The following is a 15029-nucleotide window of genomic DNA, read 5'->3' as shown; positions in this document are numbered from 1 at the left end:
CCGGAGAATTTGTGTATTTTGTGATATGATAAGATTAAAAGCTATAATCATAAATGTACTTATGCTGGTTTTGGGCGTAATGCAGTTAGAAGCGAAAGAAATAAAACCTACGTTATTGGTTTATGGCGATGGGATAGAGGCGTTTGCTGCTGCCTTGCAAGCAGTGCGTTCTAACGTGCCTACTGTCTGGGTTTTTAATAAGCAGACCTATTTAGAAGAAATTACAAGTAGACGTCTTTCGGTTAGATCTAATGTTAGTTTATTGGGTGGAATTTGGAAAGATGTCCTGATAGAAACCGGACAGCTTAAAGGGAAAGACGATTCGTTACTTGTTGCATTGCAGCGTGACCTGAACCCTCAATTGCTTAGAAATGCTGTAGAGCGTATGTTGGCAAAAGAACGTAATCTTACCCTTGTCGGCGCTGCCCGTATTACCAAGATGGTAGATGGGAAGAAGGATGTGACGGTGACATTGTCGGATAAACGCAAATTTAAAGTGCGGGCTATGGTCGATGCTACTACGGAGGGGGATACGAGAAAATATGTGGTATCGACGGATCTGTTTGCAAAACCTGGGCGTATATTGCCCATTACTGAGATTGGAGTCAACAAGCGACGTACTTTGGTATCTATTGGTGAGTATGCGGATGTCGTATACGGGTATACGTGGTCAGATCTGTTTGCACGTCGTGTGTCTAACATTTTCTATACTTCCGGTTTGGTGCAAGTGGGGCTGGATGATAATAGTCTGCCTTTACGATCTAATCTGGGGCAGGCATTGGGTGCTGCCGCGGGGTATTGTTCTTTTTTTAAAACTACCGCAGAAAAGGTTGATATGCGTAAACTTCAAACGGAGCTGTTGACTTTTGACGCCCGTCTTTTACCTTGGTTGGATGTAAGCTCTTCCGATGTTCATTTTAAGTCTATTCAAAAGATATATTTAGTATCCTTGCTGCCTGCTGATGGAGAACAAAAGCTACTAGCTTTTAATGGGGAAGCCTCTGTTGATATAAATAGTGTGAAAGAGGTGTTCAACAGCCTTTATTCCAGAAGTCAGCTTTGGTTCGTTGATGAAAAGGTGGGGGTATTTGAATTGAAAGAGCTCTTAGCGCTGATTAAGCAGGTTTCCTTTAGAGGGGATGAATTAGATAGAGAGGTGGAGAAGGAATGGTCAAGAAAATTGAAGTTTAAAGGGAATTATGATCCTGCACATGTCGTAAGCCGATACGAGTTTGCCGTGTTAGTGGACCGTTATGCGGATCCCTATGTGAAAGCAGTGGATACGGATGGTAAAATATTGCGATAGCTTTGCTGGCTGCTATCGCAATTCTTTAAAGTTGTCACCGCAGTATATGGCTATTCGGTGATCTCCAAAAGTCGGTCTCTTAAAAGTAGACAAGCGCCCATGGCCGCAAATTTTTGTCCATTGCTGGACATCGCGATTTTCGTGTCCTTATTTACAATAGATAGGGAATATTTATTAATAGCATTTTTTAGGGGAAGACTGAGGTATTCGTCAGAGGTCGCTAAGATTCCGCCTATTATGATCAGCTCAGGGTTGAATATATTGATTAATGTCGCTAGCCCTCTGCCTAGTTTTTCTCCTATTTTATTAATAGCTTCGATACACAAGGTGTCATCTTTCTTTGCGGCTTGGATAATGTCCTGTAGACGGATATCTTCTATTTCTTGAAATTTTTTTGTTAGTGTACTGGTTTCTCCTTGTTGCAATTGATGAATCACGCTGCGGCGTAGTGCATATCCCGAGGCTTCAGTTTCTAAACATCCTTTTTTTCCGCATTTGCAGATAATGTCATTGTCGAAAATAGGGATGTGACCAAACTCTCCGGAAAATCCAGATTTTCCGTAGTACAATTGATTGTTGATAAGGATCCCTAATCCTATTCCATTGTCTACGTTGATAAACAAGGCATCCTTTTCGTTACTGAGAATACCACTGGAGAATTCACCGTAAGCTAGGGCTTTGGTGTCATTTTCTAAATAAGTGCGTATACCTAGCTCCTGTTCGAAGAAATTGGACAAGGGATCTTCATAAAAATTAAAGTAACTGTACGAGTATCCTGTCCTGTAATTAATCCTTCCGGATAGATTGATACCTATGCCTAATATCTTTTCTTTCTTAATGCTTAGCTTGCTGACAAAGTCTTTGATCTCTTTGCAGATGTCTAGTAGAGACTGCTCATTGTTTTCCAAGGTATACGGGATGTCGTGTTTGCTTGCAATGAGTTCCTTTTTCATGTTAATCATGGCGATGCTTAGAAAGTCATGACTGACCTGTACACCTATAAAAAATGCAGAGTTAGCTTCTAAGCCATAGTTGTTTGGCTTTCGCCCGACATTGGAGGTTTGCTTCCCGTAATCTTTCACGAGCTTTTCTTCAATAAGCTCGTTTATCGACTCATTGATTTTGGGGATACTGATGTTGAATTCTTTACTGAGTTCGGCAATAGTGCCCAATTCATTGGACGCAAAATAAGCTAGTATTTTCTTTTTAAGTTTTATGTTCTTAAATGCTACTCCGGAGATGTTTGCATTATGTAAGTCTGTGAGAAAACTGGAAGCCATTTATATTTCAAGTTATGATGTGACGATGCATGGCAATATAGTAAAAAAATACGGGGACAGGGTTTGTGTTGTTGAAAATTATCTATATAAAAACCCTTTTGTTAAAATATTTTATAAACGTTGTTTTTGTGGGTCTTGAGTTGTTAAATATATGCATATATACAGCTGCTTATATTTATAAATATTTGATATTTCAATATAATATTAAAAATATTTTAAATATTGTGTTGTTTTAGTGAATATTATTTTTTAATTTAGTTTTGTTGATTAACCGATATGACAGTATTCTGTTTGTGCTATGATAAATTATGTGTTTCGGTTGATTTGTGATATCTCGATTTTTTAAATTTTTAAACTGAATTATGATTAAGAAAGAATATGTATCCATCTATAAGGATTATTTGTTAGATCGTGTAGTGCCCTTTTGGTTGGAACACTCGTTAGATCTGGAATTTGGAGGATATTTCACTTGTCTCCAAAGGGATGGGAGTGTATTCGATACCGATAAATTTGTATGGTTGCAATGTAGAGAGGTTTGGACATTCGCTATGCTGTATAATAATGTAGAACAACGGAAGGAATGGTTGGATGCTGCTTTGATGGGAGCAGATTTTTTGTTGAGACATGGCAGGGATAATCAAGGAAGCTGGTATTTTTCTTTGGATCGGAAAGGTTTGCCTCTTATGGAGGCACATAGTATTTTTTCGGATTGTTTTGCAGCTATGGCTTTTGCCCAGCTGTATAAGGCTACACAGGATCGAAAATATTCCGAAGTGGCAAAAAATACTTTTGAAATAATTCTTCAGCGTAAAGAAACTCCTAAAGGCAGGTTTTCTAAAACGTATCCAGGAACCCGTGATATTAAAGGTTTTTCGCTGCCGATGATTCTATGTAACCTGGTTTTGGAGATAGAACATCTATTGGATGAGAGTTTGGTTGAAAGTGTGTTGCGGGAAGGTGTTCATGAGGTAATGGATATTTTTTATAAGCCAGATTTAGGTGTTATTTTAGAGAATGTAGCGCTAAATGGAAGTATCGTAGATAGTTTTGAAGGAAGGTTGGTGAATCCTGGGCATGGACTGGAATCGATGTGGTTTGTTATGGACATAGCAAGAAGATGGGAAGATACGGAATTGGTTTCCCGATGTACCGAGATTGTTCTGCAATTGTTGGAGTTTGGTTGGGATGCTAAGTATGGAGGTATCTTTTATTTTAGAGATATCAAAGGTTTTCCTCCACAGCAATTAGAATGGGACCAAAAACTTTGGTGGGTTCATCTGGAAGCGTTGATTGCTGTGGTCAAAGGTTATGAAATGACGGGAGATACGCGGCTAGAGGTGTGGATAGCCCGTCTGCACGAATATATATGGAATCACTTTGTGGATCCGGAGCATGGTGAAATGTTTGGATATCTGAAGCGCGATGGGGCTCTTTTGGTAGATTCTAAAGGAGGTAAATGGAAGGGTTTCTTTCATGTCCCGCGAGCATTGTTCCAGCTATGGAAGCTAATGGAGAAAATTGTTGAAAAGCAAGAATTCGTGTTGGATGAAACTAAACCAAATCGATGATAATAGTTAATATATCCAACGACCAATTTTAAACTAGATATGTTATGAAAAGTATTTTGATACTGATAATTTCTTTTTTTTGTATGCATCAACTATTGGCTGACGATTATTTGGGGCTTACATTAATCCCTCCGGATCAAATCACGAATAAAGTTGATTTAGATGTGCGTGCGGGAATCATTAATAAAGATGTTGAAGATGCATCGTATGAGATCTCTCTGTACTTAAATAAAGAATCAAAGAAATATCTGCTCCAATATTCTAACTTGTTGATAAAGGCCAAAAAGACGATAGAACTAAAGCATCGATTGGTTACTGCAGGTCTAATGGGGCATCAGAAGATTATCATGGTTGTCCGCGGCAAGGGTGGGGTCAGTAGAATAGTTAAGGAATTTAAGGTTGTTAATTCAGAAACCCGCTCTACTAAACAGATTGATGGTGCTTGGATGGGGCTCTATCATTGGAGCGAAACTGAAGGTAAGCATTGGAATGCTGATATAAAAAAAATGAGCGATGAACAGTGGGCTGAGATGGTTCGTTCGATGCATAAAATTCAAATGAATACTATCGTTATTCAAGAGGTGTTTCGTAATGAGGAATATGTGGGTAAGCACCAAACAAATGTGGAGAATTATAAAGGGGCTGCTTTTTATCCTTCGAAGCTTTACGTTGATCGGATGGCGATAGCCGCTAAAGACCCGATTGAAGCAATACTCCAGCAGGCGGATCAGCTAAATATGAATGTTTTTTTAGGAGTTGGAATGTTTGCTTGGTTTGATTTTACAAAAGAGTCCTTAGAATGGCATAAAAAAGTTGCTAAGGAGCTGTGGGATCAATATGGACATCATCCATCATTTTACGGTTTTTATGTCTCAGAGGAAAGCGGAGGGAGTTTGGATAACTGGGAAAAAACGGCAGAAAGTAGGTTGATTAGAAAGAAGGAAATAGTTGATTTTTGTCAAGAGTTTAATCTATACTGTCATAGCTTGGCACCTGATAAACCGATTATGTTAGCTACAAATAGTATGGGGGTGCCGGATGGTGTTGATACTTATCCAGCGCTATTACAAAACTTGGATATTTTATGCCCGTTCGGGTTCGCCCGGATGCCTGAGGGAGATCTGACAGGTAAGCAAGCTGCCGATCTGTTGCAGGGTCTATGTGATCGTTATGGCGCACACTTGTGGTTTGATTTAGAGACATTTTTGTTTAACGCTGATCAATCTTTATATCCAAGACCTATGGAGGAAATCATTAGGGACCTCACTATGTTAGATAATTTTGAGAAAATTTTGTGTTACCAATTTCCAGGCGTTTTCTCTGATCCAGGAGCTAGTATAAAAGTAGGAGAGGAACGTACTATTCAATTATTTAAAGATTATCAGCGCTATCTAAACGAATTAGCAAAAGCTAGAAAGAAAAACTAAATTTATGAACCGTATACACCAAATATTGCTATTTGCCGTGGCTTTGAGTTTTACAAAGTATGTCGTCGGACAGACAAAGCCAGTTTGTGGGACATGGGTAAACTTGCCTTATCAAGATGTTAGAAACAAGTATATGAATCCCCTCTATATAGACCATAATACGGCTAAATTTTGGGAAACTAAAATCCAGGAACAAGCTGATCTTGGAATCAAATATATTGTTATCATGGCGGTAGCCAATGAAGGTAAATCGTACTATCCCTCATCTTATATGGAAGCGGCTTATGATGCTACTAACAAAAGCCCTGTTGATGCTATTTTAGAGACGGCATCTAAGAACGGAATGAAGGTTTTTATGAGCAGTGGATGGGCTGTGGATCAGGATGATAATTTGAAAGACCCGAAAATAAGAGCGATGCAAATAAAAATTATGGAAGAAATTGCCAGTCTGTATACGTATCACGCTGCATTTTATGGTTGGTACTTGCCGGTGGAGGATTCCATGGAACCTATACTTTCTGATCATGCTGTGGATGCTGTCAATTTCTTGACACAAAAAGCAAGAAGCCTGACGCCTGATAAGGTAATTATGATCTCTCCTTATGGTATCTGTAACGCAGAATTAGATAATCCGGCATTTGCCAGACAGATTAAGCGGCTGAATGTTGATATCATAGCCTATCAGGATGAGGTCGGATGTGTACGTGAGCCACAACCATTGCCTCGAATGAAGGAGAATTTTAAAAAATTGGGTGAGATACATAAGGGAACAAATATTCAGTTTTGGGCAAATGTCGAAAGCTTTACTTGGGAAGAGGGGGATAATTCAAGAGAGTCAGCTCTAATTCCTGCGGCTTTTCCTAGATATCTAGCACAAATGACTGCTGCTACAGAAGCAGGAGCTGCTGAAATCATAAGCTTTTCTACTTATGGTATATATGAAAAAGCAAACTCACTATTTCCTATTGGTCAACCAACCTATTCAAATCTGGTAACGGATCAGTACAACGATTGGAGGTCAGGACACGACAAATGGAAGCTTCTGGAATCTACATTTAGGAATGCGAAATTATCAACTAGCAAAATTAGCACTGTGGTATCCAGCGGTAAGCAATATGCAAGCTTGTATAATGGTGTTTTTGCAGAAGAAAATAGCAAGGATGATAGATGGGTAAGGTTGGGGAATAATCAAGTACGATTAACGATTAGCTTGAGTGGTAAACAAAAAGTAAATAGTGTTGCACTTCGTTTCCTGAATTATAAGCCAGACCATATCGCTCTTCCTCAATTTGTCCATTTAAGTGTCATCAATGACAAAGGGGTGACTACAAGGATAAAAACCATACAGTTGGATCAATTTCCAAATAACCGTTTTGATGCTTGGATTGATTTAGCGTTGTTTAATGATCTGAAGCTTGAGACTGATAAAGTCCAGGTTGATATCGATGCGTACGAGGGGCAACAAATATGTTGTGATGAAATATTAATTAACCCAAAATATTAAATGAAATGAAATTTATTTATACCCTTACACTGTTTTTGGTGTTGAGCACCATTTTTTTGTCCTGCAAAGCAAACAGTGATACTCCAACAAAAGAGGAGGAGTCAACAATTTGGAAGAATATTGATGGAAATAGTATTCAGATAGACCCTTTGGCCTTTTACAACTCGGGTATTTCCTATGATCAGTTAATCAAAGACCTGAAGAAAGCAAATATAAAATCTGTGCATTTGTTTTTGGTTAATTTTTGGGATGGTAAGCGGGATAACAATTTATTAAAGCCCGAATTATTAAAAGTTTTAAAGGACAATGGTTTTCCTATTTGGTTAATGGTTTTAGGAAATTGCTTTTATGAAAAGCCAGACCTTCCGGATACTTGGCAAATGGGACTTATGACCCCCTATCCAGGTGTTTACTTTTACTCTTTTCATCATCCAGACTTTGTAAAATGGCAGGCTAATCGTGTTAAAAACATAATTAAAAACTATCCAGAGTTCGTCGGAATCGAATTTGCGGAATCTTACTTTCCCGAATGGAAGACATTGGCAAATAATGGGTTTTATGGAGATGTAAGTGCTTATGCATTGAATAAATTCAACAAGATTTACCTTGCCGGATCCCAGGTGTATACATTTGATGAGATAAGAAAAAGTACTGAACTGTATAAAAAATGGATCGAGTTTAGATCAGATGCTATCGTTAATTTCAATAAGGAAATAAAGCAAGCAATTAAGAGTTCTAACCCCGATGTTCTATTTGCGTCTTGGGGAATGGGAGTGCGTGGAGGTACTATGGCAGAAATAAAGGAACACTTTGGCCTAGATATGGAGCGTATTGTCAAAGAAGTTAAACCTGATATTTACTATGTACAGACTGCTGCACAAGACTGGGGAGACGCTACGCTTCAACCTGATTATTTTAAATCATATGACTATGTGTTTAATGCACTTAAGAAAGCTGATTCAAATGTTAAAATTGGAATTCAGGCGGACATTGCGTCACTATCTTATCATAATCCAAATGTGCAAAAAAGAAGTGGTGCATGGTGGAGTGCTTTTATGGATGGTGTGATACAGCATGGTTACTATACGAATACGGCGTACGAGTATACTTTCTATAAGAAGCAAGGGTTGTGGGTTAATTAGTTCATCTCTAAAGAAATCACCTTTTAACCAATTACTGATTTATGAACAGCTCAAAAACACAATATTTACATCAAGCTTTATATGTAAGTTTTTTTTTACTATCCATGTTTTGCATCAGACTTACTGTTCAGGCGCAAGAAAAAGTGGTGCTGTCTGAGTCGACCCTAAGAGATAAAATAAAAGGAGGATGGGTTGGACAGACGATAGGTGTCACTTATGGTGGGCCTACCGAATTCTTGTACGTAGGACGGATAATACCTGATTCGGTTGATATCCCATGGTATCATGGCTATTTAGCTAAAACTATGAAAGGAGTACCTGGATTGTATGATGATATCTATGTTGATTTAACTTTTTTGGATAAGTTTTATCAGCATGGGTTGAATGTGCCTATGGATACCTTAGCGGCTAGTTTGGCCAATGCTCCTTTTCCATTAGACCAAGCAAATCAAGTGGCGCGATATAACTATTTGCAAGGGTTGCGGTGGCCCGAAACAGGTTACTGGAAGAATAATCCTCATGCAGATGATATCGATTTTCAGATAGAGGCCGACTTTATTGGTTTATTTACACCCGGTATGCCACATGTTGCTACGGCCTTGGCAAATAATGTAGGGCAGATCATGTGCTATGGAGATGGGGTATACGGCGGGGTTTACATTGCCAATATGTATGCTTTAGCATTTGTCGAAGATAATATTGATGCTATAGTCAACAAAGGTTTAACTGGAATACCATACCATAGTGGATTCGGAGAGTGTATACGCGACGTTATACGTTGGCATCGTGCTTATCCTGATGACTGGAAAAAGACATGGCACTTGTTAGAAAATAAGTGGAATAATGATTTATGTCCAAATGGAGCGCATCGTGACTTTAATATAGATGCTAAAATGAATTCGGCATATGTGGTTATAGGACTTTTGTACGGTCAACAGGATATGGGTAAGACTATGGATATTTCAACACGCTGTGGACAAGATTCTGATTGTAACCCGTCTAGTGCTGCTGGTATTTTGGGTACGATGTTAGGGTACTCAAATATTCCTGCTAAGTGGATATCTGAAGTTGATGAGATTGAAGATACACCATTTATGTACACCTCGATATCTATTAAAAAGGCATGTGAAATGTCATTTGAATTAGCAAAACAAAATATTGTAAGAAATGCCGGGAAGCTTCAAGAAGATAAATATACTATTCAGGTAAGAGTTCCGAAAGAGCTTAAATTGAATCGTTCCTTTCCAAATATGTCTGTTCACAAGATGCAAGAACTGTGGCATGAATTTACAGATACGTTTGATTTAAAATTCAATGGAGAGGGGCTTGTCATAGTGGGAGAAGTTAAAGCCCTTAATGGAAATGTTGATTCAGACTATGTCATGGAGGTTGAGGCTTTTTTGGATGATAAGTTCGTTGAAACAATACGAATGCCGGCTAAGAATTTGACTCGTAGAAAGGATGTCTATTGGAACTATGATCTGTATAAAAAGGATCAAAAGTTAACATTGAAGATAAAGAATCCAGCAGACGGATACGCATTGCATTTAATAAGTTATGCTGTTTACGATAAGTTATAGTCTGTAGACTTTAAGGATGGATTTGTGCGGTATAATCTATGTATAATCTCTTTTAATACCAAAATTATGATTAAACCAAATTATTTATTAAAATCTCAAAATGTGCAGGATATTTGCAGATTTTTAGAGAAGAACAAGTCTATGCTTGTTCTCTACGAACTGAAGAAAGCAGCTCTCGTGTTAGCTTTTTTGGTTCTTTTTGTTTCCGGTTTTTCACAGGAAGCTATATCTGTGAAAGGAGTAGTCCAAGATAGCTTGGGTAATGCCTTGTCTGGAGTGACTATCAAATTCCAGAATGCTAGTTTGACTACGAAAACAGATATTAAGGGGAGTTTTACTATGACTAATGTCCCCAATAACGCTGTGTTGATTTTTACGAGCAGAGGTTATGTAGGTCAGGAGGTGTTGGTAGGTAATCAGAGTTTTTTGCAGGTTATCCTGAAGGAGGCCGTCAGTGACATAGATGAGGTGGTGGTCGTTGCTTTTGGAACGCAAAAAAAGTCTGAAGTAGTAGGGGCCGCCAGTACAATCAAGCCATCCAACTTGCGTATTCCTTCCTCTAATCTTACAACGGCATTGGCTGGTCAGGCAGCAGGTATTATTGCGTATCAACGAAGTGGTGAGCCAGGGCAAGATAATGCTGATTTTTTTATCAGAGGTGTTACTTCTTTTGGTACAGGAAAGGTGGATCCGTTGATATTAATTGATGGGATGGAGCTTAGTACTACGGAATTAGCTCGTTTGAGGCCAGATGATATTGAGAGTTTTACCATTATGAAGGACGCTTCTGCGACGTCGTTGTACGGAGCGAGAGGTGCAAATGGGGTAATCTATGTAGTTACCAAGCAAGGTAAAGAGGGTGCTGCTAGTATTTCTTTTAGAGCAGAAAGCTCACTGTCAGCACCTACAAAAAATGTGGAATTTGCAGATCCTGTCCGTTATATGGAGCTTTATAATGAAGCACAGTATGCTAGGAATCCATTTGAAGTACCACTGTATAGTAGAGAGAAAATTGACATGACCCGTGAAGGGGTAGACCCTATCATTTTTCCTTCGGTGGACTGGAGGGGGTATCTGTTTAAGGAAAATACAATAAATCACCGTTATAACTTGAATGTGAATGGAGGTGGGAAAGTTGCCCGATATTATGTGGCAGGTTCATATGCTAAAGATAATGGTGTTTTACGTGTAAATGGAATCAATAATTTTAACAATAATATCAATTTACAGAGTTATACGTTACGCGCCAACGTGAACATTAATTTGACAAAAAGTACAGAGCTAATCGTTCGATTGAATGGCAACTTTGACGATTACACAGGACCATTGCAAGGGGGTGCAGAGGTTTACAAAACTGTAATTCGGTCTAATCCAGTTGATTTTCTTCCTTTTTATCCTATCGATGAAGATCACAAACACGTGCAGCACATACTTTTTGGTGGAGTAAAGGGACGGTCTTACTTAAATCCTTATGCGGATATGGTGAAGGGATACAAGGATTATACTCGTTCTTTAATGATGGCGCAGTTAGAATTAAAGCAGGATTTAGATTTCTTGGTGGAAGGATTGAAATTTAGAACGATGTTTAATACCAATCGCGTATCTCGTTATGATATTGAACGGGCCTATAAACCCTTCTTTTATGCACTAACTTCCTATGATAAAAGAACTTTGCAATATTCATTAGAGGCACTGAACGAAGCTTCCGGTGAGGAATTCTTGAGCTTCACATTAAATCCCGATTTACGGCAGCAAAACTCCGTTTTTTATATGGAAAGTGCACTGAATTATAACAAAGTATTCGGTGATAAGCATAGTATTTCTGCCATGTTGGTCTCTATATTGCGATCCGGTACAGATGCTAGAGCGGGTAGTCTACAGCTGTCATTGCCATCTCGTAACATGGGTATTTCGGGTCGGGGGACCTATTCGTATGATAACAGATATTTTGCGGAGTTCAATTTTGGATATAACGGCTCGGAACGGTTTTATGAAGATAAAAGATTTGGTTTTTTTCCATCATTTGGTTTAGCCTGGAACGTAACGAATGAGCAGTTCTGGTCAACCCTTAAACCTATATTTACAAACTTCAAGCTTAGGGGAACTTATGGTTTGGTGGGTAATGATGCCATCGGTTTAGCTGATGATCGTTTCTTCTATTTATCTAATGTGGATATGAATAATGCAGCAAGGGCCGCATATTTTGGTAGAGAGTATGGTCGTGGTTTAAATGGTATTAACGTAACTCGATATTCTAATACCGACATTACGTGGGAAAAATCTTACAAAACCAACGTGGCGCTGGAATTAGGCCTCTTAAATAAGATGAATTTTATTGTCGATTACTTTAAAGAGAAACGTACGAATATCCTTATGGATCGTGCAGATATCCCAAGCACTATGGGATTAACTGCGCCAGTTAGGGCCAATGTTGGTGAAGTGAAAGGTAGTGGTGTGGAGTTTTCCTTGGATTATAGCGACACCTATGATAATGGCATATGGATACAAGCACGTGGAAACTTTACTTATGCTTCCAATAAAGTTAGCGTTTTTGAAGAGCCGACTTATGAAAAGGAATGGTGGAGATCCCGTGTCGGATATTCTATTAGCCAGCCATGGGGATATATTGCAGAAAGATTATTCGTGGACGATAATGAAGTGGCCAATTCACCAATACAAAATTTTGGGGTAAAAAATATTGCGGGTGATATAAAATATAAAGATGTCAATGGTGATGGACAGATCTCAGAATTAGATTTGGTGCCTATTGGCTTGCCATTAACACCAGAGATAATTTATGGAGGGGGAATTTCATTAGGGTACAAAGGTTTTGATATTTCTGCATTTTTACAGGGATCCGCACAATCTTCTTTTTGGTTAGGAGGTTTTACTGATACAGGTGCAGGTGCAGTAAACCTAGAGCCGTTTGTAGGTGGCAAGCAAATATTAAAAGCTTTTGCGGATAGTCATTATTCGATGGATAATCCTGATTTATATGCTTTATGGCCAAGACTAAGTACGGAGAGTCAGACCAACAATGTGCAATCCAGTACAAAATGGTTAAGAAATGGCGCTTTTCTAAGGTTGAAACAAGCCGAATTAGGCTATAGTTTACCAGAAAGAATAACCAGTAGAATTAAAGCTAAAACCGCACGCTTCTATGTTTCAGGATCCAATTTATTACTGTTTAGTGGATTCAAGTTATGGGATATTGAGATGGGTGGTAATGGATTAGGTTATCCTCTTCAGCGTGTCTTTAATTTGGGTATAAATATGACTTTTTAAATCGCAGAAGATGAAAAGATTAAAATTATTTCTATTAGTTGGTCTTATTGTTGGTTCCAGCTCATGTCAAAAATATTTAGATATTGTCCCTGATAATATTGCAACTATAGATTATGCATTTAGGATGCGTAGCACGGCGGAAAAATATTTATTTACCTGCTATTCATTTTTGCCCAGATCTGGAAATATGTACGCAGACCCAGGTCTGTTTGGCGGAGATGAATTATGGTTGTCGACGGACAAATCATGGTGGGCAAATTGGCAGGTAGCTTTAGGAACGCAGAATATCAATAATCCATTGCTTGACTATTGGAATGGATATAACAACTCAACAGCTTTGTGGCAGGCTATTAGTCAGTGTAACATTTTCTTGGAAAATTTGGACAAAGTTCCAGATATCGATTTTATGGAAAGGGAACAATGGCGCTCTGAGGTTAAATTTTTAAAAGCCTACTACCACTTCTATCTTTTACGCATGTATGGGCCAATTCCTATTGTAGACAAAAATCTACCCATTTCAGCTTCTGGAGAAGCAGTAAGAGTCTTTAGAAAACCCGTTCAAGAAGTTTTTGATTATGTGGTGTCTACAATGGACGGGGCTGCGCAGGATCTTCCTTTGGAAGTACGTGATGAAAATGCTGAGTTGGGTAGAATAACTAGACCGATTGCATTGACGATGAAAGCTAAAGTCCTGATGTATGCTGCGAGTCCTTTGTTCAATAATAATACCGAGTATAGTAGTTTTAAGAATAAAGATGGGCAGGCTTTATTCGATCTAGATGGACAGAATCAAACGAAATGGGAGTCGGCAGTTAAGGCTTGTGAAGATGCGATTGCCCTATGTAGGGAAGCTGGATATGATTTGTTTGAATTTGAATTGACCCAACAAACTAGAAATATTTCGGAGGAAACACGTATTCAGTTAAATAATAGGGGTACCCTTACTGAACGTTGGAATAAGGAAATAATATGGGCTAATACGTTAAGCAATACCAGAGAGTTGCAGGTCTGGTCTGCTCCACGGGTTTTGGAACGTAGTAATATGGGGAATTCAGAACCTAATGGAAGTATTGGGGTAACGATGAAAATCGCAGAACTTTTTTATACGAAAAATGGTGTTCCAATAGACGAAGATATTACCTATCCTTATACTGATCGGTTTTCTATAAGAACCGCAGAGTCCCAGGATCGTTTTAAAATCAAAGAAGGTTATACGACTGCCGTATTAAATTTCGATAGAGAGTCAAGGTTTTATGGTTCTTTAGGGTTTGATGGAGGGATCTGGTATGGGAATGGCCGCTACGACGATACAAATCCTCATTATTTACAAATCAAGAGTGAGCAGATAGGTGGGAAAGAAGGTGTGGGCTGGCATTCTGTTACTGGTTATTATGCTAAAAAGTATATAAATATCAGCAATACATCTCAGAATACCAGTACCTATACCTCTATCAATTGGCCTTGGGTTATGTTGCGGTTATCTGATCTTTATTTATTATATGCAGAGGCTTTAAATGAAGTTTCAGGCCCCAACGATAAGTCGTTCGAGTATATTGATTTGGTCCGTAGCAAAGCTGGTTTAAAAGGGGTAAAGGCTGCTTGGACAGATTTTTCAAAAAATCCGAATAAGTTTAACTCCAAAGAAGGGTTGCGTTCTATTATTCAGCGGGAAAGGATGATTGAAATGGCATTAGAAGGTGAGCGTTTCTGGGATTTGAGAAGATGGAAGCTTGCCCCTGAAATTCTGAATTCTCCCATATATGGTTGGGATGTTGATCAATCTTCTTCAGCATCATATTACCGAAGAAAACTACTGTTCTCTCAAAAATTTGGGTTGAAGGATTATTTCTGGCCAATAAGAGAGAGCGATATCGTTGTGAATAAGAATTTAGTTCAAAACCCCGGCTGGTAGCAATTTATATTATGAAAAATATTTT

General features: G+C 38.6%; 9 protein-coding genes. 8 read left to right on the top strand and 1 reads right to left on the bottom strand.

Going from position 1 to position 15029, the window contains the following annotated elements; all coding sequences use genetic code 11:
• The first annotated feature begins 25 nt into the window (after positions 1-25).
• Complete coding sequence (locus tag JKG61_RS18120) at positions 26-1306, top strand: FAD-dependent oxidoreductase (protein ID WP_202104372.1); 1281 nt, start codon at positions 26-28, stop codon at positions 1304-1306.
• 50 nt (positions 1307-1356) lie between these two features.
• Here the strand turns inward: JKG61_RS18120 and JKG61_RS18115 are convergent, their stop codons facing one another.
• Positions 1357-2586 (bottom strand): ROK family protein, encoded by a 1230-nt coding sequence (locus JKG61_RS18115; RefSeq protein WP_202104371.1) that lies wholly within the window; start codon positions 2584-2586, stop codon positions 1357-1359.
• Between the two features lie 362 nt (positions 2587-2948).
• On the opposite strand from JKG61_RS18115, the gene JKG61_RS18110 reads away from it, so the two are divergent.
• The 7 genes from JKG61_RS18110 (at position 2949) to JKG61_RS18080 (ending at position 15004) form a co-directional block, all read left to right on the top strand.
• On the top strand, positions 2949-4154 hold the full coding sequence (locus JKG61_RS18110) for an AGE family epimerase/isomerase (RefSeq protein ID WP_202104370.1): 1206 nt from the start codon (positions 2949-2951) through the stop codon (positions 4152-4154).
• A 44-nt stretch (positions 4155-4198) separates the two neighbouring features.
• A complete protein-coding gene (locus JKG61_RS18105) occupies positions 4199-5581 on the top strand; it encodes a DUF4434 domain-containing protein (RefSeq protein ID WP_202104369.1) in 1383 nt (460 codons plus the stop codon).
• Positions 5582-5585: 4 nt separating this feature from the next.
• Positions 5586-7085 (top strand): DUF4434 domain-containing protein, encoded by a 1500-nt coding sequence (locus JKG61_RS18100; protein WP_202104368.1) that lies wholly within the window; start codon positions 5586-5588, stop codon positions 7083-7085.
• A 5-nt stretch (positions 7086-7090) separates the two neighbouring features.
• A complete protein-coding gene (locus JKG61_RS18095) occupies positions 7091-8227 on the top strand; it encodes a glycoside hydrolase family 10 protein (RefSeq protein ID WP_202104367.1) in 1137 nt (378 codons plus the stop codon).
• Between the two features lie 104 nt (positions 8228-8331).
• Positions 8332-9807 carry an ADP-ribosylglycohydrolase family protein gene (locus tag JKG61_RS18090; protein WP_202104366.1) on the top strand — a complete coding sequence of 492 codons (1476 nt, stop codon included), beginning with the start codon at positions 8332-8334 and terminating at the stop codon, positions 9805-9807.
• Between the two features lie 66 nt (positions 9808-9873).
• Positions 9874-13092, top strand: a complete 3219-nt coding sequence (locus tag JKG61_RS18085; protein ID WP_202104365.1) for a SusC/RagA family TonB-linked outer membrane protein — start codon at positions 9874-9876, stop codon at positions 13090-13092.
• Between the two features lie 10 nt (positions 13093-13102).
• Positions 13103-15004, top strand: coding sequence for a RagB/SusD family nutrient uptake outer membrane protein (locus JKG61_RS18080; RefSeq protein WP_202104364.1), 1902 nt, complete (start codon positions 13103-13105; stop codon positions 15002-15004).
• The last annotated feature ends 25 nt before the right edge of the window (positions 15005-15029 follow it).

Origin of the sequence: Sphingobacterium faecale, assembly GCF_016746095.1 — a bacterium.
GTDB lineage: Bacteria > Bacteroidota > Bacteroidia > Sphingobacteriales > Sphingobacteriaceae > Sphingobacterium > Sphingobacterium faecale.
Note: the sequence above shows the minus strand (reverse complement) of the source record. Positions and strands in the feature narration are given on the sequence as shown.

Coding starts and splice junctions, on each gene's coding strand:
- JKG61_RS18120 (WP_202104372.1), top strand. CDS start 26: ATGATAAGATTAAAAGCTATAATCATAAATGTACTTATGCTGGTTTTG.
- JKG61_RS18115 (WP_202104371.1), bottom strand. CDS start 2,586: ATGGCTTCCAGTTTTCTCACAGACTTACATAATGCAAACATCTCCGGA.
- JKG61_RS18110 (WP_202104370.1), top strand. CDS start 2,949: ATGATTAAGAAAGAATATGTATCCATCTATAAGGATTATTTGTTAGAT.
- JKG61_RS18105 (WP_202104369.1), top strand. CDS start 4,199: ATGAAAAGTATTTTGATACTGATAATTTCTTTTTTTTGTATGCATCAA.
- JKG61_RS18100 (WP_202104368.1), top strand. CDS start 5,586: ATGAACCGTATACACCAAATATTGCTATTTGCCGTGGCTTTGAGTTTT.
- JKG61_RS18095 (WP_202104367.1), top strand. CDS start 7,091: ATGAAATTTATTTATACCCTTACACTGTTTTTGGTGTTGAGCACCATT.
- JKG61_RS18090 (WP_202104366.1), top strand. CDS start 8,332: ATGTTTTGCATCAGACTTACTGTTCAGGCGCAAGAAAAAGTGGTGCTG.
- JKG61_RS18085 (WP_202104365.1), top strand. CDS start 9,874: ATGATTAAACCAAATTATTTATTAAAATCTCAAAATGTGCAGGATATT.
- JKG61_RS18080 (WP_202104364.1), top strand. CDS start 13,103: ATGAAAAGATTAAAATTATTTCTATTAGTTGGTCTTATTGTTGGTTCC.